Genomic DNA, 19,797 nt, shown 5'->3' on the forward strand with positions numbered 1-19,797 from the left:
ACCGTGCACGAGGCGAAGACACTGCTCGAGCCCGAGGCCGCGGCGGCCCTGCACCGCCGCGGCTACGACCTCGACGTCGCGGCCCTGGCCGAGCTGGCCCGCGAGCGCAAGGAACTGATGGAGGCCACGCAGAAGCTGCGCGGCGAGAGCAACCGGCTGGCCAAGGAGGGCCGCACCGGCGGCGAGGCCGTGCGGGCGCGGGCCAAGGAGGTCAAGGAGCAGATCCAGGAGTTGGAGGTCGGCCAGAAGGAGGTCCAGACCCGGCTGCACGACCTGCTGCTCACCATCCCCAACCTGCCGTCCGCCGACGCCCCCGACGGGAAGTCCGATGAGGACGCCGTCGAGGTGCGCCGGGTGGGGGAGCCGAGGACCTACGACTTCGAACCCCGCCACCACGCCGACATCGGCGAGTCCACCGGCATCCTCGACCTGGGCCGCGCGGCCAAGCTGTCCGGCGCGCGCTTCGCGGTCACCTCCGGCGCGGGCGCGGTGCTGGAGCGCGCGCTGGCGTCGTTCTTCCTCGACCTGCACACGCGTGAGCACGGCTACACCGAGTACTCGGTGCCGACCCTGGTCACCCGGGAGACCATGACCGGGACGGGCCAGCTGCCGAAGTTCGAGGACGACCTGTTCAAGACGGCGGTGGGCGGCCGGGAGCTGTTCCTGATCCCGACTGCCGAGGTCCCGCTGACGAACCTGTACGCGGGCGAGAGCATCGACGCAGGTGCCCTGCCGCTGGCGCTCACCGCGCGGACGCAGTGCTTCCGGGCCGAGGCCGGGTCTTACGGGCGCGATACCCGTGGGATCCTGCGCATGCACGAGTTCACCAAGGTCGAGCTGGTGCGCATCGTGAACGCGGAGTCCTCCCGGGCTGAGCTGGAATTGATGGTCAGCCACGCGGAGGAATGCCTCAAGCGGCTCGAACTCGCCTACCGGGTGGTCGCGTTGGCCGCGGGCGACTTGGGCTTCTCGGCCACCTACACCTACGACATCGAGGTGTGGCTGCCCGGGCAGGACCGGTACCGGGAGATCTCGTCCTGTTCGGACACCGGCACGTTCCAGGCCCGACGGGCCGGGATCCGGTTGCGCGGCAAGGAAAGAGGGTTCCCGGCCACGCTCAACGGGTCCGGGTTGCCGGTCGGCCGGACGTTGTTGGCGCTGCTGGAGCAGCACCAGACCGCTGATGGCGGTGTGGACATTCCGGCGGCCCTGGTGCCGTATACCGGGTTCCGGCGGATCGCGGCTGATGGGAGCGTTGTTCGCTGACCTTTGTCGCCCCGAATCTTGTAGCGCCCCGGGCTTCATTGTGAGGCGGCTTTCTCTCGCTGAAATTGTTTAACGCTGGGAGGGTGCTGTCAAGGGCGCCTGCGGCGTCGCTGCGCGATTCCGCTGCGCTCCACCCTTGACAGCACCCTCCCAGCGTTAAAGATGGCCTGTGCGAGGAAGCGGGGGCGACTAAGCCTCTGGGACTCAGGTGGTGCTGGAAACTCGGGTGGTGCTGGGGGTCTGGGTGTTGCTGAGGGTCGGTTGTCGCGGGAGGCTCGGGTGTCAGTGAGGCATGTGCTCACCGGGGCCATGTGCCCAGGCAACGCTATGCCCGACGGTGCGTCTCTAGTGGCACGAACCGCCCCAGTCCGGGGTGGTGCCAGTAGGACGGGCCTCCCATGAACCGCACCGCCGGACTCGCCCTGATCGCAGCCTGCGCCGTGGCCCTCACCGCCTGTGGTCCGGCGACGTCCAGCTCCAGCAACCCCAACCCGGTCGTACCGGCCACCCCGGCGGCGAAGGCGGGTACCCCGGCGGAGTCCTCCGGCGTCGACGTCTGCGGATACCTGCGCGGGCAGATCCCAGCCTTGAAGGCTGTCGGCTCCGACGTCGGTGCGATGGCCCAACTGACCATCGGCCTCTACGACTTCTACGACAAGCAGGGCAAGGTCCCCAACGGCCTCGAGATCGAAGCCAACGCGCAGAAGAACTGCCCCGATGTCGCCGAGCAGGTGTACAAGATCGCAGGCATCAAGAGCTTCGCCGCACTGTGACCTTCCCCCGCACCGTACCCGTTGCAGCACAACGCATCGAGGCCACCGAGCCCCCAAGCCCTGGGCAGCCTCGTCGCCCAGCACCCGCATACCGCCAGGGCCTCATCAATCTGCTCGATTGGGTGGAGTGGTTTGTCTGGGGAAGAAATGAGGCGCTAAGCTGACCCGCGAGTGGGTGGATCCCTTCCCCACCCGCCCTGCCCACCGCGCCTCATTTCTTTAGGGGCCCCAGGCAAACCACTCCACCCAATCGAGCACCCCAACCCAAGCCAAGCAACTAAGCTTCACCGCAGCAACGTGTTAACCCACTTCCGATACGTAGCAGGATCCCCGTTGTAGGCGAACTTCCGCGAAACCTCCACCCCGTTCCGCAAGGCGACCAACGTCGGGTACCCCTTCACCGCGAACCGCGTGTTGAACTGCGGGTACTTGTCGCCGTTGACCTGCCCCAGCAACCACCGACCCCCGTCCGCGGCCGCGAACTTCTGCATGTGGGGCTTGAGTTCCTTGCAGGCCGAACACCACGGCGCCCCGAACTCCAGCACCACTGGCTTGTCCCGGGAAATCGCGAGCACCGAGTCGATGTTCTCCGTCGTCACCGTCACCTCGACGTTCGGGTCCGGCGGCACCGCGGGCGGGTAGTCGCCGTTTCGCACGCTCTGCACCCACCGGTACAGCGCCAGCCATTCCTGGTTGTTCGCGGTGTACCCGACCTTGCGCGGCACCACCTGCGTCTGGTCGATCCCGTTGCGCAGCACCACCAGTGTCGGCAGTTCGAAGACGCCGAACTGGTCCAGCAGTTCGGGCGCCGCCTCGCGGTCGACGTGCCCGATGATCCACGCACCCCGGTCCGTGGTGACCATCTGGCGCAGGGCCGCGTTGATCTCCTCGCACCCCTGGCACATCTTGCCGCCGAAGTCCAGGACGACCGGCTTGTCCCGCGAGACCGCCACCGCCTGGTTCCAGGTCGCGGCGGTCACGTCCATCTCCAGCGGGTCCGCTCGGGGTCCCGTCTGCCCGGTGGCGGGGGTACCGACCCCGGCCACCATCAGCCCGGTTGCGGCGAGCAGTGCGGCGAACGCCCGTCTGCCTGCCCTGAACCTGTTCACTGTTCTCGGATTGGCTCCCATTCCCGTGACGCTATGGCGGCGGGCCCGCGCCTGGTAATGCCGAACCGGTATGCCGGCATCGCGCTCAGCCGGGTAGCTCCACCGCGATCTCCACCGCGCCCTTGACCAGGTCGGGATCGGGTTTCCCGGACACGACCGCACCTTCGGCGACCACCAGCAGCTTGCCGTCCGAGCGCGCGTCGAACGGGGTCCCGGTGAACCGCACCCCTTGGCTGCGCAGGGCGTCGAACCCGAGCGACTTCACGCTGCCCGTCCCGTCCTTGGTGACCAGTGCCTCCAGCGGCCGCACGTCGTCGCGGTCGTGCAGGCGCAGCCAGGACACGGACACCACGAAGGTGCCGCCCGCCGGGTCGGCCAGGGTGAACAGCGTCCGGTCGAGCGACTTGCACGGGTGCTGGACGAAGTACTCCTGTACCCGCCCGTACGAGTTGACCGCGCAGTTGACCGCGTTCTTGGCCTCCTGCTTGACCTTCCGCAGCTTCGCCTTGCGCCACGCCTCGTCCGACTTGCCCTTACGCGCCGGTTCCTTCCCCTGCTTCACCCGCGCCGCGACACTGTCCGCGGCCCCACTCGCCTCGACCGCGGCCCCGGCTCCCGCACCGGTTCCGCTCGCGCCGCCGATCACCAACGCCCCGGCGGTCACCACTGCCGCCGCTCCCGCCGACTTCTTGCCCCACTGCCCGTTGGCCGCCCGTGGCTGGGTTCTCCACCCCATGCATCCCCCTTGGTCACAACTCGACGCGGAGTCTGCCGGGCAGGTCTGACAACTTCCGGCGGATTTCCCCCGCGCTCACTCGATCGAGTGATCTTTCCCAGCCCGGTCCACCGCCTCGATGAACGCCATTACCCGGACGTTCACCGCGGCGGCCGACATGTCGTGCGTAGCCTCCGGCCACACCTCCACCTCCGCGTTCGACAGCAGCCGCCGGGCCTTGGCCGCCGCCGCGTTCGGGTTGTGCACCCTGCTGCGCCCACCGAAGAGCGCCAAAACCGGCATCGCCAGCGCTCGCAGCTGCTCGTCCGACGGCGGCACCATCGGCAGCGGCCTGGACCGGTACGCGTCAACCCCCGCCAGCACCAGTCGCACGTCCGCGCGGTCGAGGTCGTCGGTGTCCATCGCCCAGCGCATGAACAGCCGCCACGTCCACGGCCGCCGCACGACCGCCGCGAGCAGGCCCCGCCACAGCACGCCTGCCGAGTACCGCCCGAACGTCGTGGTCGGCTCCACCAGCGACAGCGACAACACCCGCTCCGGCCGGTGCACGGCGTGGATCGCCGCGTGCCACGCGCCAGACGACACCCCGAGCAGGTGCACGCCGTCCAGGTCGAGGAGGCCCAACACCTCGTCCGCCCACGCCGCCCGCTCCGCCAACGACCTGATCGGCGCCGTCTGCACGCTGCGCCCCGGCTCCCCGAGGCGGTCCATCGCGTAGACGGGACGGCCGAGGTCCAGGTGCGGCCGCATCGACAGCGCCGTCCCCGACAGCGGGTGCACCGCCAGCACCGGTTGTCCGTCCCCCGAGCCGAACCGGTACACCCGCGTCACCCCGTGCCGCGACTCCACGTCGAGCGTGGCGGCGGGCGGTGGGCACAGGTCCATCGCCCGCTGGTAGTACTCGAAGTACCGAATCCGCTCGGCCTCGCTCTTGAACTCCCCGATCATGACCCTGACGGTAGGCACCCGAGCCCCGGGCGTCTTGGACGAATGGAAACCACGATGGCAGGTTGGTCCCTGGTCGTCCCCCAGCGCGAGATCGACCAGGTGCCCACCACCCGGGTCTTCGGCGGCCCGCACCCGGCCCTCGCCGCCCACGTGCACACCTACACCGCGCACGACTTCGTCCAGCCGGAGTCCATGTCCTGGCTGATGGCCCCACTCGGCGCGGTCCTCGTAGTGCTCGAACTGGACAGTCCACATTGGACGCTTGAATCACCGGTGTTCGGCCTGCGCGACACCCCTTTCCGCCTCGACACCCCTGCGGGTCGCAGCCGCGCCATCACCATCGGCCTCACCCCGCTCGGTGCCGTGGCCCTCTTCGGCCCGCTCCGCGACCTGGCCAACACCACCGTCCCCCTGGAAACCCTGCTGGGCCGCCGGGTCGGACTGCTCACCGAGCAATTGTCCGAGGCCCCGGACTGGCCGACCCGCTTCACCCTCCTCGACACCCACCTCGCGACCTGGTTCACCCACGCCCTCCCCCGAGAACTCCACGGCGCCTGGCACCGCATCACCACCACCGGGGGCCAGATCCGCATCGATTCCCTCGCCGAGGAACTCGGCTGGACCCGCCAACACCTGCGCACGAGGTTCCAGGCCCACATCGGCCTACCACCGAAGACCATCGCCCGAATCGCCCGCCTGCACCGGGCGACCACGTTGCTCACCGCCAAAGAACCGTTGTCCCGCAGCACAATCGCCACCCTCTGCGGCTACGCGGACCAGTCCCACCTCAACCGCGACTTCCGCGCCCTCACCGGCAGCACCCCCACCGAGATCGCGTAGCCGAGAACCACACCATCGACGTAGTTTGCCCGCGTGCCCGCGCACCGATGGCGCATTGCCGCTGACCCTGCGCCGATAAACCTGGCAGTCCGGTGACCCCGGGTGAACGTCATCACTCCCGCTCGGCGGGTGCGCCCGACCCCCGACCAGGGCGGATCCGAACTCGGTGGCCTCCTAGGTAAGATTCTCGGATGACCGACGATGGATGGGCTCCACACGGTTTACGTTACTACGTTGTTGTCTTTGCAATCCTGACAACTGCTTCCCTTCTCGTGATCTTTGTGCTCGAACGGGCCACGTGGGCCATGGCTGGGCTTGGCGCAGTGACGGGCGGGTTTATTTTCGATGCGATGATGGATTGGTCGAAACATCGCAAGGCCAAATAGCGCGATACTGACTGAATACACGCACAGGGGGCTAGAGCACGGACGCGGTCGAGGGTGTGGATGGGTCTGGCCACGCCCTCGACCGTGTGCGGGCAAGGGCTTTCCGTCCGAGCTCCAGCGATCTTCGCCCCGGGCTCAACCCACGATCGTGTGGTCACGAGCCGCGGATTGACGGTTATCTGCCAGGCACCTGAGCGGAGCAGTTCATGACGTCAACGACCACACGGAGGCGGTCGGACCACTGGCCCGGTTCGTCGCGGGCGCGGCTATCGGGTCATTTGGCGCGGGCCTCGGGGCCGCGATCGGTGGCGGTGCGCTCGGGGCAGGTTGGCCAGGGAGGAGTTCCGGCGGTAGTCGCGATTGGTCCACGTCCGTTGCATGAGGTGAGAGAATGAGCAAGGAGCAGGAAATCGGCAAGCAGATCCATGCTGCCGATAAACCAATTCCGAGTCGACCATTAGATGTCTGACGGCTTCGACCGCAGAACACTTCGCTGGGCGACCGCCATGCTGGCGGCTGCGGTAGTGGGTGGGACGGTCCTCTACATCACCACCAGTAGAGTCTTCGCCATCTTTCTGGGCGTAGTGTTGGTGATCTTGGCGGCGCTCGCATTGCGCTCGGCCTTGCGCTCAGGAACACCTGGCGATTGACCCGGCTCCTGCCCCGCCAGTCCTCTTGCCCAGCAGGGGCTGCCGACTGGCGGGGTAGGGCCGGGGCGAGATCGCTTGCCACGGTCGGTGCGCTGTGAACGGGACGCCGCGTTGGCGGCTCTCGCCATCATGACCCTGCACGACCGGGTGCCCGGTATCGGCGGTGCGATCGGCGGACTCACTGGCGGACTCATCGTCGCCGCATGGCACAGCCACAAGCGTGATCACGGCGACCAGGACGGCAAGGCAGGTTGACCTACAACAGGCAGGCCCGTCGGTACCTCCGGCGGGCCTGCTTCGCCATGTGGTCGGGTCAGCGGGTGCGGGTAGTGGTGAGCAGGGCGGTGATGGCGGAGCCGGTGAATTCCAGGGTGGGACCGGCAGGCGCCTTGGAGTCGCGGATCATGAGGGTGGTGTCCTGCCAGGCCAGCTCGACGCAGGCGGACTGGGTGCCGCTGAAGCTGGACTTGCGCCAAGCCAGCTCGACACAGTTCGACTCGGTGCCGCTGAAGCTGGACTTGCGCCAAGAGCCGGTGGGGATCGGCATGGTCACTCCTGCTGGTAGGTGGCCAGGACCTCTGTCACCAGTCGTGCCGACTGCTCGGCATCAAGGGCAACTGTTGCCATACTAGCGATCGCGGCCTCATATGGAGCAACGTCATCCCGCTCGTCGAGGAACAACCCGGAGCGAGTGTGCTCCAGGTGCACGACTGGCGAAGCATCCTCGAACCGAACCAAGTGGAAGCCGCCGTCGACACCCGCGTGGCCACCGTGGTCGAAGGGAATCACCCGGAGGTCGATGTCCGGGTTCCTTGCCATCGCGAGCAAGTGCTGCAGCTGCTCCGCCATCACTCGACGGCCGCCGAAGCGCCGGTGGAGCACGGCTTCATCCATGATTGCCAACAACTTCGGCGGTTTCGGCCGGTCGAGCACGGTCTGCCGTTCCAGCCGCAGTTGCACACGAGGTTCGATGGAGGCAACCGGTACTCCGCCCGAGTTCATCAGTGCTCGGACATAGGCCGGTGTCTGCAGCAGGCCGGGCATCAGGATCAACCCGAAATCGACGATCTCGCTAGCTTCGCGCTCGTACAGAGCCATCGTCTTGGCTTGTTCGGGAACCATTCGGTATTTGGTCTCCAGCCAGGTGGTCCGGTCGGCGTCGCGGGCCAGGGCGACCAGGCGTTCGCGTTCGTCGCCGGTGACGCCGTAGAGCGCCAGCATCGCGATCACCTCCTCCGGTGCCGCGTTGCGCTTGCCGGTCTCGATGCGGCTGATCGTGGACTGCGACCAGCCCAGCTTCGCCGAGACGTCCATCGCCGAGAGCGGGGTGACCCGCCGGGCGGCGCGCAGGCCGGCGGCCAGGCCGCGGGCCTGGGGTTTCTGGCGGGGCTTGGGCATGTCGGCCCTCCGTTCGGGTGATTTCATCCCATCCGTCATCCATCATGACAGCGCATAACCTATGCTGCAACCAACCGATAGAGGAGGACTAGATGGAGTTCGGGTACTTCTTGCACCAGGTGGTCGCAACGCGGTCAAGCTCGAGGGTCGACTGGCTGCCGGTGGCCATCAAACCTGTGCCGCTTGATCAGAACGCGTTGGACAGCGCCGAGACTACCGCCGCGATCGACGGCATGGTGCCGTGGGCGCTCACTCAATTGGCTGAAAATCGGGACCACTACGCGCTTTTCCACATTTCCCTCGCCACCGTCGACGAGGAGGGCGACGCCGACCGCACCCTCGCCGAGACCTACCGGCTCCTGCACGAGGGCGACACCGTACCCACCGGCACCACCGTCGACTGCCGCGACTACTTCCCCTTCCCGCGGCCCTCGCTGGCTTCCTGCACCAACTCCTAGCGCCACGCCGGTTCGCTCGAAGTGCGAGCGCACGGACAAAGGGTCCCGGTGTGGCGCCACAGAGCGCGGGAAAAGCCCGAGGCCGCGCCGACCCAGCGGGTCGACACGGCCTCGGACAACGGCGCTTGAAACCGCCTCAGCGGCGGAAGAGCAGTGCGCGCTTGACTTCCTGGATCGCCTTGGTCACCTGGATACCGCGCGGGCAGGCGTCCGTGCAGTTGAACGTGGTGCGGCAGCGCCAAACGCCCTCCGCGTCGTTGAGGATGTCCAGGCGTTCCTCGGCACCCTCGTCGCGGGAGTCGAAGATGAACCGGTGCGCGTTGACGATCGCCGCGGGCCCGAAGTAGCTGCCCTCGTTCCAGAACACCGGGCACGAGGTCGTGCAGCAGGCGCACAGGATGCACTTGGTGGTGTCGTCGAAGCGCTCGCGGTCGGCGGCCGACTGGATGCGCTCGCGGGTCGGCTCGTTCCCGTAGGTGATCAGGAACGGCTTGACCGCCTTGAACGCCTCCATGAACGGTTCCATGTCGACCAGCAGGTCCTTGTTCACCGGCAGGCCCTTGATCGGCGCGACGGTGATCGTGGTCTGCTTGTCGCCCTTGGACATCAGGTCCTTGACCAGGACCTTGCACGCCAACCGGTTCACGCCGTTGATCTGCATGGCGTCCGAGCCGCAGATGCCGTGCGCGCAGGACCGGCGGAACGTCAGCGTCCCGTCCAGGTACCACTTCACGTAGTGCAGCAGGTTGAGCACCCGGTCGGTCGGCAGCGCGGGCACGCCGAAGGACTCCCAGCGCGGCTCCGAGTCGACCTCGGGGTTGAAGCGCAGGATCTTCACCGTGACGGTCACCGCGCCGTCGGCCACCGGCGGCTGGCCGCTGCGGGCGCCGGACTTCTCTTCCACAACAGTCGCAGTGCTCATCAGTACTTGCGCTCCATCGGCTTGTACCGGGTGAAGGTGACGGGCTTGTAGTCGAGCCGGATGTCGCCCTTGAGCCCGTCGCCCTGCTTGTAGAACATGCTGTGCCGCATGAAGTTCGTGTCGTCGCGGTTCGGGTAGTCCTCGCGGGCGTGCCCGCCGCGGGACTCCTTGCGCTCCAGGGCGCCCACGACCAGGACCTCGGCCAGCTCCAGCAGGAACCCGAGCTCCACGGCCTCCAGCAGGTCGGTGTTGAAGCGCTTCCCCTTGTCCTGCACGGAGATGTGCGCGTACCGGTCCTTGAGCGCCTGCACGTCGTGCAGCGCCTGCTTGAGCGTCTCCTCGGTGCGGTACACCGAGGCGTTGGCGTCCATTGTGGCCTGCAGCTCGGTGCGGATGTCGGCGACCCGCTCCTTGCCGTGCTCGGAGAGCACGAGCGCGACCTGCTCCTCGACCAGCCGGGTCGGCTCCGCGGGCAGCTCCAGCTGCTCGTGGTTGGCCGCGTACTCCGCCGCCGCCAAGCCCGCGCGCCGCCCGAAGACGTTGATGTCCAGCAGCGAGTTCGTGCCCAACCGGTTCGCGCCGTGCACCGAGACGCACGCGCACTCGCCCGCGGCGTACAGGCCGGGGACGACGTTGTCGTTGTCCCGCAGCACTTCGCCGTGGATGTTGGTCGGGATGCCGCCCATCGCGTAGTGCGCGGTCGGGTACACCGGCACCGGTTCGGTCACCGGGTCGACCGCGAGGTAGGTGCGGGCGAACTCGGTGATGTCGGGCAGCTTGGTCTCCAGAACCTCGGCGCCCAGGTGCGTGCAGTCGAGCAGCACGTAGTCCTTGTTCGGGCCCGCGCCCCGGCCCTCCAGCACTTCCAGGGCCATCGACCGGGCGACGATGTCGCGTGGCGCGAGGTCCTTGATGGTGGGGGCGTAGCGCTCCATGAACCGCTCACCCGAGGCGTTGCGCAGGATCGCGCCCTCGCCGCGGGCGCCCTCGGTGAGCAGGATGCCCAGGCCCGCCAGACCGGTCGGGTGGAACTGGTAGAACTCCATGTCCTCCAGCGGGAGCCCCTTGCGGTACACGATGCCCATGCCGTCGCCGGTGAGCGTGTGCGCGTTGGAGGTGGTCTTGAAGACCTTGCCGAAACCGCCGGTGGCGAACACGATCGCCTTGGCCTGGAACACGTGCAGCTCGCCGGTGGCCAGCTCGTAGGCCACCGCGCCGGTGCACACCGGGCCGTTCTCGGTCTCGGTCAGGCAGATGTCGAGCACGTAGTACTCGTTGAAGAACTCGATGCCGTGCTTGACGCAGTTCTGGTACAGCGTCTGCAGGATCATGTGGCCGGTGCGGTCCGCGGCGTAGCAGGCCCGGCGCACGGCGGCCTCACCGTGGTTGCGGGTGTGCCCGCCGAACCGGCGCTGGTCGATCTTGCCCTCGGGCGTGCGGTTGAACGGCAGACCCATCTTCTCCAGGTCCAGGACCGCGTCGATGGCCTCCTTCGCCATGACCTCGGCGGCGTCCTGGTCGACCAGGTAGTCGCCGCCCTTGATCGTGTCGAAGGTGTGCCACTCCCAGTTGTCCTCCTCGACGTTGGCCAGCGCGGCGCACATGCCGCCCTGGGCCGCACCGGTGTGCGAGCGCGTCGGGTAGAGCTTGGTGAGCACCGCCGTTCGCGGGGCGTGCCCGGCCTCGGTGGCCGCGGCCAGGGCCGCGCGCATGCCCGCGCCCCCCGCCCCGACGATCACCACGTCGTACTTGTGGAACTGCATGGGTTACCGCTTCTTCCGGGTGTGGTGGGCACAGGGCGGTGGCCGGGATGGGCTCAGTTCGCCGGGATGGTCGCGTCGAAGGTGAAGATCACGTACGAGCCGAGGGCCAGGATCAGCACCATCGAGACGTAGAGCATGATCTTCAGCCAGAACCGGGTGCTGTCCTTGCGCGCGTAGTCGTTGATGACCGTGCGCAGGCCGTTGCCGCCGTGGATCTCGGCGAGCCAGAGCATCGACAGGTCCCAGAACTGCCAGAACGGGCTGGACCAGCGGCCCGCGACGAAGGCGAAGTTGATCCGGTGCACGCCGCCGTCGAGGATGTTCATGATCAGCAGGTGGCCGAGCACCAGCACGATCAGCGCCAGCCCGGAGATCCGCATGAACAGCCAGCTGACGAGCTCGAAGTTGCTGCGCCGGGCGGCCGGTCGCCGCGGCGCGCGCGGCTTGTCCAGTGCGAGCGCCATGGTCAGTTACCCCCGAACATCTCGCGCACGGTGCGCTCCAACATGAAGTACGCACCGGGGAGCATCACCACGACCCAGATGCCCAGGATCGTCCAGAGCATCGGCTTCTGGAACCGCGGCCCCTGCGACCAGAAGTCCACCAGCATGACCCGCAGGCCGTTGAGCGCGTGGTAGAGCACGGCGCCGACCAGACCGACCTCGATCAGGTTGACGATCGGCGTCTTGTAGGTCTCGATGATCTCGTCGTAGGCGTTCGGCGAGACCCGCACGAGCGCGGTGTCGAGCACGTGCGCGAAGAGGAAGAAGAACGTGAGCACCCCGGTGATCCGGTGGGCGACCCACGACCACATGCCCGGGTCGCCCCGGTAGAGGGTCCCGTTGCGCCGGGAACGGCGCGCCGCCACCTTCTCGGTGGCGTTGACCGAGGCGGACATCGCTGGATGGCCTCCAACGTCGCTGATGGACTTCGCCGCCCATGCGGGGATCCACACGAAACGGGACTTGACCCAACGGATGCTAGACCCGACAAGTCGAGCGCACCCAACCCGCCGATCCCCTCTGTGACGGACGAGACACGCCCTCACCACCCGTCCCCCGCTGGTGGAGCCCGTGCCGGGCCGCGGGATCGGCACGGTGGTGACTCTGCGTCGCGAATGGGGCCGGGCGGCGCCCCTCGTCGGGCGTCACCGCCCGGTCGACCCCTGCCCGCTCGCCGGGCAACCCCTGTCCACCCCAGTTCACGCCTCCCGGGGCCGATCAAGGGGTCCTGTGTGGACGGACGATCGACGATCGCGGTGTTCAGCGGCCCGGTGGCGGCCGGGGCCGTGGATTCTTCACTACCGGTGTCTGAATCGTGCAAGGAAGTGTCGCGATCAACGATTGGGTTACGAGACTCCGCTGCGGTAGCGAATTCTACCCATCGGGGTACGTTCCACACCGAACACAACGCCAGGTCGAGCGCGCCATACGGCGTTCGAACCGCGGTGGACGTGAGCGCACGAAGGGAGCAGGGCCTTGCGCCTGATGCGAGGGAAGACGACAGGACTGGTCGCGAGCCTGCTCGCCGCCGGACTCGTCCTGGCGGCATGCGGTTCGGACACCGCGACCACCGGCAGCGGCGGGACCAGCAGCCCCGGCTCAACCGGGGGCTCGACGTCGCCGGCGATCAAGGTCGGGCTGGCCTACGACATCGGCGGTCGCGGCGACCAGTCGTTCAACGACTCCGCCGCGCGCGGTCTGGACAAGCTCAAGGCCGACCTCGGGGTCGAGGCCAAGGAGCTCGAGGCGGCCGCGGGCGAGACCGAGGCGCAGAAGGAGGACCGGCTCCGCCAGCTCGCCGAGGGCGGCTACAACCCGATCATCGCGGTCGGGTTCTCCTACGCCGAGTCGGTCGGCAAGGTCGCCAAGGACTTCAGCGACGTGAAGTTCGCGATCGTCGACGACTTCACCGAGGGCACCGACACCGGCGCCAACATCGCCAACCTGACCTTCGCCGAGAACGAGGGCTCCTACCTGGTCGGCGTGGCCGCGGCGCTCAAGAGCCAGACCGGCAAGATCGGTTTCGTCGGCGGCGTCAACACCCCGCTGATCCAGAAGTTCGAGGTCGGCTTCACCGCGGGGGTCAAGGCCACCAAGGCCGAGGCGACCGTGGACGTCAAGTACCTCACCCAGCCGCCGGACTTCACCGGCTTCAACGACCCGGCCAAGGGCGAGACCGCCGCGAACGGCATGTTCGACGCCGGTGTGGACGTGGTCTACGCGGCCGCGGGCGGCTCGGGCAACGGCGTGTTCAAGGCCGCCAAGGCCAAGGGCAAGCTGGGCATCGGCGTGGACTCCGACCAGTACACGCTGCCCTCGCTGACCGACGTCAAGGACGTCATCCTCACCTCGATGATCAAGCAGGTGGACGTCGCGGTGGTCGACTTCGTCACCTCGATCAAGGACAACAAGTTCGTCGCGGGCCAGAAGGTCTACGACCTCAAGGCCGGTGGCATCGACTACGCCACCAGCGGCGGCAAGATCGACGACATCAAGGCCAAGGTCGACGAGGCCAAGACGAAGATCGTCTCCGGCGAGATCAAGGTCCCGGAGAAGAAGTAGTCCGGCTCCCGCGCCGACGGGCTCGGTCCAGCGCGATCCGCGCGGACCGGGCCCGTCCGGCTTCCAGCCGACGGCCAGATCGGGAAGGATCCGCCCGTGCCCCACCAAGCCGACACCCCAGCGCCCGCCGTCGAACTGTCCGGGATCACCAAGCGCTTCCCGGGCGTGATCGCGAACTCGGACGTGAACATCACCGTCCGGGCCGGGACCGTGCACGCCCTGGTCGGTGAGAACGGTGCGGGCAAGTCGACCCTGATGAAGATCCTCTACGGCATGCAGCCGCCGGACGAGGGCACCATCGCCGTCGACGGCCACCCGGTGTCCTTCGGCTCGCCCGCCGACGCCATCCGCGCGGGCATCGGCATGGTGCACCAGCACTTCATGCTCGCCGACAACCTCACCGTACTGGAGAACGTGGTCCTCGGCAGCGAACCGCGCAAGGGCCTCGGGCTCGACTTCGCCGCCGCCCGAGCCAAGATCCGGCAGATCTCCGACGCCTACGGGCTCGGTGTGCGGCCGGACCGCCTGGTCGACGACCTCGGTGTCGGCGAGCGGCAGCGGGTGGAGATCCTCAAGGTCCTCTACCGCGGCGCCCGCACGCTGATCCTCGACGAACCGACCGCGGTGCTGGTGCCGCAGGAGGTCGACGAGCTCTTCGGCAACCTGCGCGACCTCAAGGCCGAGGGCCTGACGATCCTGTTCATCTCGCACAAGCTCGACGAGGTGCTCTCGGTCGCCGACGACATCACCGTCATGCGCCGGGGCACCACGGTCGCCAGCGTCTCGCCCAGCGGGGTCACCGCGCGCAAGCTGGCCGAGCTGATGGTCGGCAGCGAGCTGCCGGTGCCGGAGCTGCGCGAGTCCACCGTCACCGACCAGGCCGTGCTCGACGTGCGCGGGCTCACCGTGGTCGGTGCCGACGGGCGCACGGTCCTCGACGACGTCTCCTTCACCATCCACGCGGGCGAGGTGCTCGGCATCGCGGGGGTGGAGGGCAACGGCCAGGCCGAGCTGGTCGAGGCGCTGATGGGCATCCGGGTGCCGACCGCGGGCAAGATCACCCTGGCCGACCGGGACATCACCCGCGCCAGCACCCGGCACCGCCGCGAGGCGGGCATGGGCTACGTCCCCGAGGACCGGCACCGCCAGGGCGTGCTGCTCGAGGCGACGCTGTGGGAGAACCGCGTCCTGGGCCACCAGACCCGGCCGCCCAACGCGCGCGGGCCGCTGCTCGACCGGCGCGGCGCCAAGGCCGACACCCGGCGCATCGTCGAGGAGTACGACGTGCGCACGCCCGGCATCGAGGTCAACGCCGCGGCGCTCTCCGGTGGCAACCAGCAGAAGCTGATCGTCGGCCGCGAGATGAGCGGCGACCCGGTCGTGCTCATCGCCTCGCACCCGACCCGCGGCGTCGACGTCGGCGCGCAGGCCGCGATCTGGGAGCACATCCGCCGCGCCCGCGCCGACCGGCTGGCCGTGCTGCTCATCTCCGCCGACCTCGACGAGCTGATCGGCATGTCCGACACCCTCGCGGTGATCCTGCGCGGCAGGCTCGTCGCCGACCACGACCCGGCCACCGTGACCCCGGAGCAGCTCGGCTCCGCGATGACCGGCGCGGGGAGGGAAGACTGATGCGCAAGCTCTCGCCACGGTCCGTCCTGTTAGGACTAGCCGCCCCGGTGGGTGCGCTGGTGTTCGCGCTGCTGGTGTGCGCGGCGATCCTCGCGCTGACCGGCAAGTCGCCTGCCGACACCATCGACGCGATGGCCACGGCCACCCAGCGCCCGCGCACCATCGCCAACTCGATCAACAGCGCCACCACCTACTACCTGGCCGCGGTCGCGGTGGCGATCGGCTTCAAGATGAAGCTGTTCAACATCGGCGTCGACGGCCAGTACCGGATGGCCGCGATGCTCTCCGCGGCGCTCGCCGGCGCGACGTTCATGTCGGGGGTCCCGCAGTTCCTGCGGATCGCCATGACCATCGTCGCAGCCATGCTGGTCGGCGCCGCGTGGGCCGGTCTGGCCGCGCTGCTCAAGGTGACCCGCGGCGTGTCCGAGGTGATCTCCACGATCATGCTCAACGCCATCGCCACCTACCTGGTGTCCTACCTGCTCAACCCGGCCCGCCTCGCGCAGGCCACCGCGGGCAGCAACAACATCTCGACCCGGCGCATCGACGCGGGCGGCCAGGTCCCCGGCCTGCCCTACCCGGGCTCGACGTCGAAGGTCTTCGGGCTGATCTTCCTGGCGGTGCTGGTCGGCGTCCTGTACTGGTTCGTGCTCTCCCGCACCCGCTTCGGCTTCGAGCTCAAGGCGACCGGTCTGTCGGAGTCCGCGGCGGTGGCCAGCGGCGTCAGCGTGAAGCGGATGGTCGTCTACTCGATGCTGATCTCCGGCGCGGTCGCCGGGCTGGTCGGCATGCCGCAGCTGCTCGGCTCGTCCTACGGCTACGCGCTGGACTTCCCACCGGGCCTCGGTTTCATCGGCATCGCGGTCGCCCTGCTCGGTCGCAACCACCCGGTCGGCATGGCGGTCTCCGCGCTGCTGTGGGGCTACCTGGACAACACGGCCAACTCCCTCGACGTGGCGGGCATCCCGCGCGAGATCGTGGCGATCATGCAGGGCGTGATCGTGCTCTCGGTGGTGGCGGCCTACGAGTTGGTCCGCCGCTACCGGGTCCGGGCCGAGCAGCAAGAGGTCGGTCGGGCCCTGGGCCGCACCAAGACGCTGGAAGAGGTGTCCTCATGAGTGTCGGCGGACTGGCCGTCGGGCTGGAGGTCGCGCCCGCCGACCGCGGCAAGCGCCTGTCCCCGTGGGTGTACGCGCTGGTCGCGGTGGCCGCGCTGGTCGTTCTCAGCGTGGTGCGGCTGCTCAGCGGCGCGACGGACCTGACCTCGGCGGGCACCGTGCAGGCCGCGCTGACCGCCGCGGTGCCGCTGGCCATGGCCGGTCTGGCCGGGCTGTGGGCCGAGCGCGCGGGCGTGGTCAACATCGGCCTCGAGGGCATGATGGTGCTGGGCACCTTCGGCGCGGGTTACGCGGGCTACCAGTGGGGTCCGTGGGCGGGGGTGGTGTTCGGCCTGCTGCTCGGCGTGGTCGGCGGCCTGCTGCACGCGGTCGCCACGGTGACCTTCGGCGTCGACCACATCATCTCCGGCGTGGCGATCAACCTGCTCGCCCCGGGCGCGGCGCTGTTCCTGTCGAAGCTGTACTTCTCCGACGCGCCCGGCGGCGGGCAGAAGCAGTCGCCGCGCATCTCCGACGCACCCAAGGTCACCATCCCCGGTCTGTCCAGCCTGCTGGCCGACATCGAGGCCAAGCGCTGGTTCTTCGTCTCCGACCTGGCGGGCGTGCTGCGCGGGCTCACCACCGAGGTCTCGCTGCTGACGCTGCTGGCCGTGCTGGTGATCGTGGGCACCGCGTGGGTGCTCTGGCGCACCCCGTTCGGCCTGCGGCTGCGCTCCTGCGGCGAGTCGCCCGCGGCCGCGGAGTCGTTGGGCGTCAACGTCTACAAGTACAAGTACCTCGCGCTGGTCGCCTCCGGCGCGTTCGCCGGGCTGGGCGGGGCGTTCCTGGCGGTCAGCTCGGGGCAGTACCGCGACGGGCAGACCGGCGGGCGCGGCTTCATCGGCCTGGCGGCCATGATCTTCGGCAACTGGCGGCCGGGCGGGTTGGCCACCGGCGCGGGCCTGTTCGGGTACACCGACGCCATGGCGCTGCGCGGGTCCAGCGCGGTGCACGCGCTGCTCCTGCTGCTGGGGATCGCGCTGGTGGTGGTCGCGGTGATCCAGTACCGGTCGGGCCACCAACTGCTCTCCGGCGTCGCGGCGGCCCTGGGCGTGCTGTTCGGCTACTGGTACTTCAGCACCGACGAGGTCCCGCCGGAGCTGGTCGGCGCCGCGCCGTACGTGGTGACGCTGCTGGTGCTCGGCCTTGCCGCGCAACGACTTCGACCGCCGCGACACGCGGGGGAGCCCTACCGGCGGGGGCAGGGCGTATGAGCGTCGACTGGGACGCCTTGCGTTCGGCGGCGGTCGAGGCCGCCGCGCTGGCCTACTGCCCGTACTCCGGTTTGCAGGTCGGCGCCGCCGCGGTGGTCGACGACGGCCGCGTGATCACCGGGTGCAACGTGGAGAACGCCTCCTACGGTTTGGCCCTGTGCGCCGAGTGCACCTTGGCGGGCCAACTGCGGTTGACCGGCGGCGGCAGGCTCGTCGCCCTGGCCTGTCGGAGTGGCAAGGGGGAGCTGCTCATGCCGTGCGGCCGCTGCCGCCAGGTGATCTACGAGCTCGGCGGCCCGGACTGCCTGGTCGACACCCCCACCGGGCCCGCGCCGATGACCGAGGTCCTGCCGCACGCGTTCGGACCCGCCGACCTGCCCGGGGAGAGCTGACATGGAGCCGTTCAGCGCCGTCGACGTCATCCGCGCCAAGCGGGACGGTCTGCGCCTGCCCGACGACCAGATCGCCTGGGTCGTCGACGCCTACACCCGCGGCGCGGTCGCCGACGAGCAGATGTCCGCGCTGGCGATGGCGATCTTCCTCAACGGCATGGACGCCACCGAGACCGCCCGCTGGACGGAGGCGATGGTGTCGTCCGGGGAAACGCTCTCGCTAGACGTCGACCGCCCCACCGTGGACAAGCACTCCACCGGCGGCGTCGGCGACAAGATCACCCTCCCGCTGGCGCCGCTGGTGGCCGCGTGCGGCGCGGCCGTGCCGCAGCTCTCCGGCCGCGGCCTCGGCCACACCGGCGGCACCCTGGACAAGCTCGAGTCCATCCCCGGCTGGCGCGCCCAGCTGACCCTGCCCGAGATCCGCGCCCAGCTCGCCGACGTGGGCGCCGTGGTGTGCGCGGCGACCGAGGGCCTGGCACCGGCCGACCGCAAGCTCTACGCGCTGCGGGACGTGACCGGGACGGTCGAGTCCATCCCGCTGATCGCCAGCTCGATCATGAGCAAGAAGATCGCCGAGGGCGCGGGCGCCCTGGTCCTCGACGTCAAGTTCGGTTCGGGCGCTTTCATGAAGACCGAGCCCGACGCCCGCGCGCTCGCCAAGGCCCTGGTGGACATCGGCGTGGCGGCGGGCCTGCGCACCTCGGCCCTGCTCACCGACATGTCGGTCCCGCTGGGCCGGGCCGTCGGGAACGCCTTGGAGGTGGCCGAATCCGTGGAGGTCCTGCGTGGCGGCGGGCCCTCGGACGTCGTGGACCTGACCTTGGCACTGGCGCGGGAGATGCTGGCACTGGCCGGACTGTCCGATGTGGACCCGGCGGGGGTGTTGTCCTCCGGCGCCGCGTACGAGACGTGGTCCCGCATGATCCGCGCCCAGGGCGGCGACCCCGAGGTGCCTCTGCCCACGCCGACCCACACGCACCTGGTGACGGCCTCGGAATCAGGCGTGGTGTCCCACTTGGACGCCTACGCCGTCGGTGTGGCCGCTTGGCGTCTCGGCGCTGGTCGGGCCCGCAAGGAAGACCCGGTGCAGGCCGCGGCGGGCATCCTCTGCCACCGCAAGCCGGGGGAGCCGGTCGCCGCGGGCGACACCATCCTCGAACTGCACACCGACACCCCCGAGGCGATCCCGGCCGCACTGTCCGCTTTGGACGGTGCCTACGCCATCGGCGACTCGGCCCCCGAGCGCAGGCCCCTGGTGCTGGACACCATCCGCGGCTAGGGGCCTGCTGTCAGCGCCTGTCGCAGCGCCGCGTGCCTCGTCGTGAGGCCGCGGCGCAGGCTGGAGACCTCGGCCACGGTCAACTGGTGGCCGTACCGGTCCACCCACCACTCCACGTCGCCGATCCGCCCAACCGGCTCGCGTCCCTCGGCGAGGCGCCGCACCACCACCTCCAGCAGCCAGACCAGGGCGGTCCTGGCCAGGTCGGGGCGCTGGTCGGCGAACCAGTAGATGCCCGCCCCTGGTGTGGCCAGCAGTTCGTCGGCGAAGGACGGCGTGTTCATGGTGATCACCTTGCCACGTCCCG

General features: G+C 69.1%; 22 protein-coding genes. 12 read left to right on the plus strand and 10 right to left on the minus strand.

The features are described from left to right. The first annotated feature begins 3 nt into the window (after positions 1 to 3). A complete protein-coding gene (gene serS, locus QSK30_RS14050) occupies positions 4 to 1,266 on the plus strand; it encodes a serine--tRNA ligase (protein ID WP_285502972.1) in 1,263 nt (420 codons plus the stop codon). A 398-nt stretch (positions 1,267 to 1,664) separates the two neighbouring features. Further along, positions 1,665 to 2,039, plus strand: a complete 375-nt coding sequence (locus tag QSK30_RS14055) for a hypothetical protein (protein ID WP_285502974.1) — start codon at positions 1,665 to 1,667, stop codon at positions 2,037 to 2,039. 284 nt (positions 2,040 to 2,323) lie between these two features. Here QSK30_RS14055 and QSK30_RS14060 read toward each other — a convergent pair whose 3' ends face one another. The 3 genes from QSK30_RS14060 to QSK30_RS14070 all read right to left on the minus strand — a co-directional run bounded on the left by QSK30_RS14060 (position 2,324) and on the right by QSK30_RS14070 (position 4,832). Then, complete coding sequence (locus tag QSK30_RS14060; RefSeq protein ID WP_285502976.1) at positions 2,324 to 3,148, minus strand: thioredoxin family protein; 825 nt, start codon at positions 3,146 to 3,148, stop codon at positions 2,324 to 2,326. An 85-nt stretch (positions 3,149 to 3,233) separates the two neighbouring features. Continuing rightward, positions 3,234 to 3,884: a hypothetical protein gene (locus QSK30_RS14065; RefSeq protein WP_285502978.1), complete on the minus strand. Its 651-nt coding sequence runs from the start codon at positions 3,882 to 3,884 to the stop codon at positions 3,234 to 3,236. A 75-nt stretch (positions 3,885 to 3,959) separates the two neighbouring features. Then, positions 3,960 to 4,832 carry an alpha/beta fold hydrolase gene (locus QSK30_RS14070; RefSeq protein ID WP_285502979.1) on the minus strand — a complete coding sequence of 291 codons (873 nt, stop codon included), beginning with the start codon at positions 4,830 to 4,832 and terminating at the stop codon, positions 3,960 to 3,962. 54 nt (positions 4,833 to 4,886) lie between these two features. On the opposite strand from QSK30_RS14070, the gene QSK30_RS14075 reads away from it, so the two are divergent. From QSK30_RS14075 to QSK30_RS14085, 3 genes are all read left to right on the plus strand, one after another. Further along, positions 4,887 to 5,672, plus strand: coding sequence for a helix-turn-helix transcriptional regulator (locus QSK30_RS14075; RefSeq protein WP_285502982.1), 786 nt, complete (start codon positions 4,887 to 4,889; stop codon positions 5,670 to 5,672). Positions 5,673 to 5,863: 191 nt separating this feature from the next. Further along, positions 5,864 to 6,058, plus strand: coding sequence for a hypothetical protein (locus QSK30_RS14080; protein ID WP_285502984.1), 195 nt, complete (start codon positions 5,864 to 5,866; stop codon positions 6,056 to 6,058). Positions 6,059 to 6,837: 779 nt separating this feature from the next. Then, positions 6,838 to 6,963, plus strand: coding sequence for a hypothetical protein (locus tag QSK30_RS14085; protein ID WP_285502985.1), 126 nt, complete (start codon positions 6,838 to 6,840; stop codon positions 6,961 to 6,963). Positions 6,964 to 7,021: 58 nt separating this feature from the next. On the opposite strand, the gene QSK30_RS14090 is transcribed toward QSK30_RS14085, so the two are convergent. Beyond that, entirely contained in the window at positions 7,022 to 7,255 is a 234-nt protein-coding gene (locus QSK30_RS14090) for a DUF397 domain-containing protein (RefSeq protein WP_285502987.1), read from the minus strand. Positions 7,256 to 7,257: 2 nt separating this feature from the next. Next, the gene (locus QSK30_RS14095) at positions 7,258 to 8,106 is read right to left on the minus strand and encodes a helix-turn-helix domain-containing protein (RefSeq protein ID WP_285502989.1); all 849 of its coding nucleotides are present in this window, start codon (positions 8,104 to 8,106) and stop codon (positions 7,258 to 7,260) included. Positions 8,107 to 8,198: 92 nt separating this feature from the next. On the opposite strand from QSK30_RS14095, the gene QSK30_RS14100 reads away from it, so the two are divergent. Then, positions 8,199 to 8,564, plus strand: a complete 366-nt coding sequence (locus QSK30_RS14100) for a hypothetical protein (RefSeq protein ID WP_285502991.1) — start codon at positions 8,199 to 8,201, stop codon at positions 8,562 to 8,564. A 136-nt stretch (positions 8,565 to 8,700) separates the two neighbouring features. On the opposite strand, the gene QSK30_RS14105 is transcribed toward QSK30_RS14100, so the two are convergent. Genes QSK30_RS14105 through sdhC form a run of 4 tightly spaced genes read right to left on the minus strand, consistent with a single transcriptional unit; the run spans position 8,701 to position 12,147 of the window. Beyond that, complete coding sequence (locus QSK30_RS14105; RefSeq protein ID WP_285502992.1) at positions 8,701 to 9,486, minus strand: succinate dehydrogenase iron-sulfur subunit; 786 nt, start codon at positions 9,484 to 9,486, stop codon at positions 8,701 to 8,703. Further along, entirely contained in the window at positions 9,486 to 11,249 is a 1,764-nt protein-coding gene (gene sdhA, locus QSK30_RS14110) for a succinate dehydrogenase flavoprotein subunit (protein ID WP_285502993.1), read from the minus strand. The genes QSK30_RS14105 and sdhA overlap by 1 nt, the downstream gene beginning before the upstream one ends. A 53-nt stretch (positions 11,250 to 11,302) precedes the next feature. Then, on the minus strand, positions 11,303 to 11,713 hold the full coding sequence (locus QSK30_RS14115; RefSeq protein ID WP_285502995.1) for a succinate dehydrogenase hydrophobic membrane anchor subunit: 411 nt from the start codon (positions 11,711 to 11,713) through the stop codon (positions 11,303 to 11,305). 2 nt (positions 11,714 to 11,715) lie between these two features. Next, a complete protein-coding gene (gene sdhC / locus QSK30_RS14120) occupies positions 11,716 to 12,147 on the minus strand; it encodes a succinate dehydrogenase, cytochrome b556 subunit (protein ID WP_285502997.1) in 432 nt (143 codons plus the stop codon). A gap of 589 nt (positions 12,148 to 12,736) precedes the next feature. Here sdhC and QSK30_RS14125 point away from each other — a divergent pair. The 6 genes from QSK30_RS14125 (at position 12,737) to QSK30_RS14150 (ending at position 19,490) form a co-directional block, all read left to right on the plus strand. Next, a complete protein-coding gene (locus tag QSK30_RS14125; RefSeq protein ID WP_285503088.1) occupies positions 12,737 to 13,813 on the plus strand; it encodes a BMP family lipoprotein in 1,077 nt (358 codons plus the stop codon). Positions 13,814 to 13,909: 96 nt separating this feature from the next. After that, positions 13,910 to 15,445: an ABC transporter ATP-binding protein gene (locus tag QSK30_RS14130; RefSeq protein ID WP_285502999.1), complete on the plus strand. Its 1,536-nt coding sequence runs from the start codon at positions 13,910 to 13,912 to the stop codon at positions 15,443 to 15,445. Further along, entirely contained in the window at positions 15,445 to 16,563 is a 1,119-nt protein-coding gene (locus QSK30_RS14135; protein WP_285503001.1) for an ABC transporter permease, read from the plus strand. The genes QSK30_RS14130 and QSK30_RS14135 overlap by 1 nt, the downstream gene beginning before the upstream one ends. Continuing rightward, complete coding sequence (locus QSK30_RS14140) at positions 16,560 to 17,816, plus strand: ABC transporter permease (RefSeq protein WP_285503002.1); 1,257 nt, start codon at positions 16,560 to 16,562, stop codon at positions 17,814 to 17,816. The genes QSK30_RS14135 and QSK30_RS14140 overlap by 4 nt, the downstream gene beginning before the upstream one ends. After that, complete coding sequence (locus QSK30_RS14145) at positions 17,813 to 18,208, plus strand: cytidine deaminase (RefSeq protein WP_285503004.1); 396 nt, start codon at positions 17,813 to 17,815, stop codon at positions 18,206 to 18,208. Before QSK30_RS14140 ends, QSK30_RS14145 begins: the two co-directional genes overlap by 4 nt. Before the next feature lies 1 nt (position 18,209). Beyond that, positions 18,210 to 19,490, plus strand: a complete 1,281-nt coding sequence (locus QSK30_RS14150) for a thymidine phosphorylase (RefSeq protein WP_285503006.1) — start codon at positions 18,210 to 18,212, stop codon at positions 19,488 to 19,490. On the opposite strand, the gene QSK30_RS14155 is transcribed toward QSK30_RS14150, so the two are convergent. Continuing rightward, positions 19,487 to 19,774 carry a hypothetical protein gene (locus QSK30_RS14155; protein ID WP_285503007.1) on the minus strand — a complete coding sequence of 96 codons (288 nt, stop codon included), beginning with the start codon at positions 19,772 to 19,774 and terminating at the stop codon, positions 19,487 to 19,489. The two genes, QSK30_RS14150 and QSK30_RS14155, sit on opposite strands and share 4 nt — an antisense overlap. Positions 19,775 to 19,797 lie beyond the last annotated feature (23 nt).

Origin of the sequence: Actinokineospora sp. NBRC 105648 (assembly GCF_030269645.1) — a bacterium.
Taxonomy (GTDB): domain Bacteria; phylum Actinomycetota; class Actinomycetes; order Mycobacteriales; family Pseudonocardiaceae; genus Actinokineospora.

Coding starts and splice junctions, on each gene's coding strand:
- QSK30_RS14155 (WP_285503007.1), bottom strand. CDS start 19,774: ATGAACACGCCGTCCTTCGCCGACGAACTGCTGGCCACACCAGGGGCG.
- QSK30_RS14115 (WP_285502995.1), bottom strand. CDS start 11,713: ATGGCGCTCGCACTGGACAAGCCGCGCGCGCCGCGGCGACCGGCCGCC.
- QSK30_RS14085 (WP_285502985.1), top strand. CDS start 6,838: ATGACCCTGCACGACCGGGTGCCCGGTATCGGCGGTGCGATCGGCGGA.
- QSK30_RS14070 (WP_285502979.1), bottom strand. CDS start 4,832: ATGATCGGGGAGTTCAAGAGCGAGGCCGAGCGGATTCGGTACTTCGAG.
- QSK30_RS14080 (WP_285502984.1), top strand. CDS start 5,864: ATGACCGACGATGGATGGGCTCCACACGGTTTACGTTACTACGTTGTT.
- QSK30_RS14150 (WP_285503006.1), top strand. CDS start 18,210: ATGGAGCCGTTCAGCGCCGTCGACGTCATCCGCGCCAAGCGGGACGGT.
- QSK30_RS14055 (WP_285502974.1), top strand. CDS start 1,665: ATGAACCGCACCGCCGGACTCGCCCTGATCGCAGCCTGCGCCGTGGCC.
- QSK30_RS14105 (WP_285502992.1), bottom strand. CDS start 9,486: ATGAGCACTGCGACTGTTGTGGAAGAGAAGTCCGGCGCCCGCAGCGGC.
- QSK30_RS14065 (WP_285502978.1), bottom strand. CDS start 3,884: ATGGGGTGGAGAACCCAGCCACGGGCGGCCAACGGGCAGTGGGGCAAG.
- QSK30_RS14090 (WP_285502987.1), bottom strand. CDS start 7,255: ATGCCGATCCCCACCGGCTCTTGGCGCAAGTCCAGCTTCAGCGGCACC.
- QSK30_RS14145 (WP_285503004.1), top strand. CDS start 17,813: ATGAGCGTCGACTGGGACGCCTTGCGTTCGGCGGCGGTCGAGGCCGCC.
- QSK30_RS14095 (WP_285502989.1), bottom strand. CDS start 8,106: ATGCCCAAGCCCCGCCAGAAACCCCAGGCCCGCGGCCTGGCCGCCGGC.
- QSK30_RS14135 (WP_285503001.1), top strand. CDS start 15,445: ATGCGCAAGCTCTCGCCACGGTCCGTCCTGTTAGGACTAGCCGCCCCG.
- QSK30_RS14140 (WP_285503002.1), top strand. CDS start 16,560: ATGAGTGTCGGCGGACTGGCCGTCGGGCTGGAGGTCGCGCCCGCCGAC.
- QSK30_RS14075 (WP_285502982.1), top strand. CDS start 4,887: ATGGCAGGTTGGTCCCTGGTCGTCCCCCAGCGCGAGATCGACCAGGTG.
- QSK30_RS14125 (WP_285503088.1), top strand. CDS start 12,737: ATGCGAGGGAAGACGACAGGACTGGTCGCGAGCCTGCTCGCCGCCGGA.
- sdhC (WP_285502997.1), bottom strand. CDS start 12,147: ATGTCCGCCTCGGTCAACGCCACCGAGAAGGTGGCGGCGCGCCGTTCC.
- QSK30_RS14100 (WP_285502991.1), top strand. CDS start 8,199: ATGGAGTTCGGGTACTTCTTGCACCAGGTGGTCGCAACGCGGTCAAGC.
- sdhA (WP_285502993.1), bottom strand. CDS start 11,249: ATGCAGTTCCACAAGTACGACGTGGTGATCGTCGGGGCGGGGGGCGCG.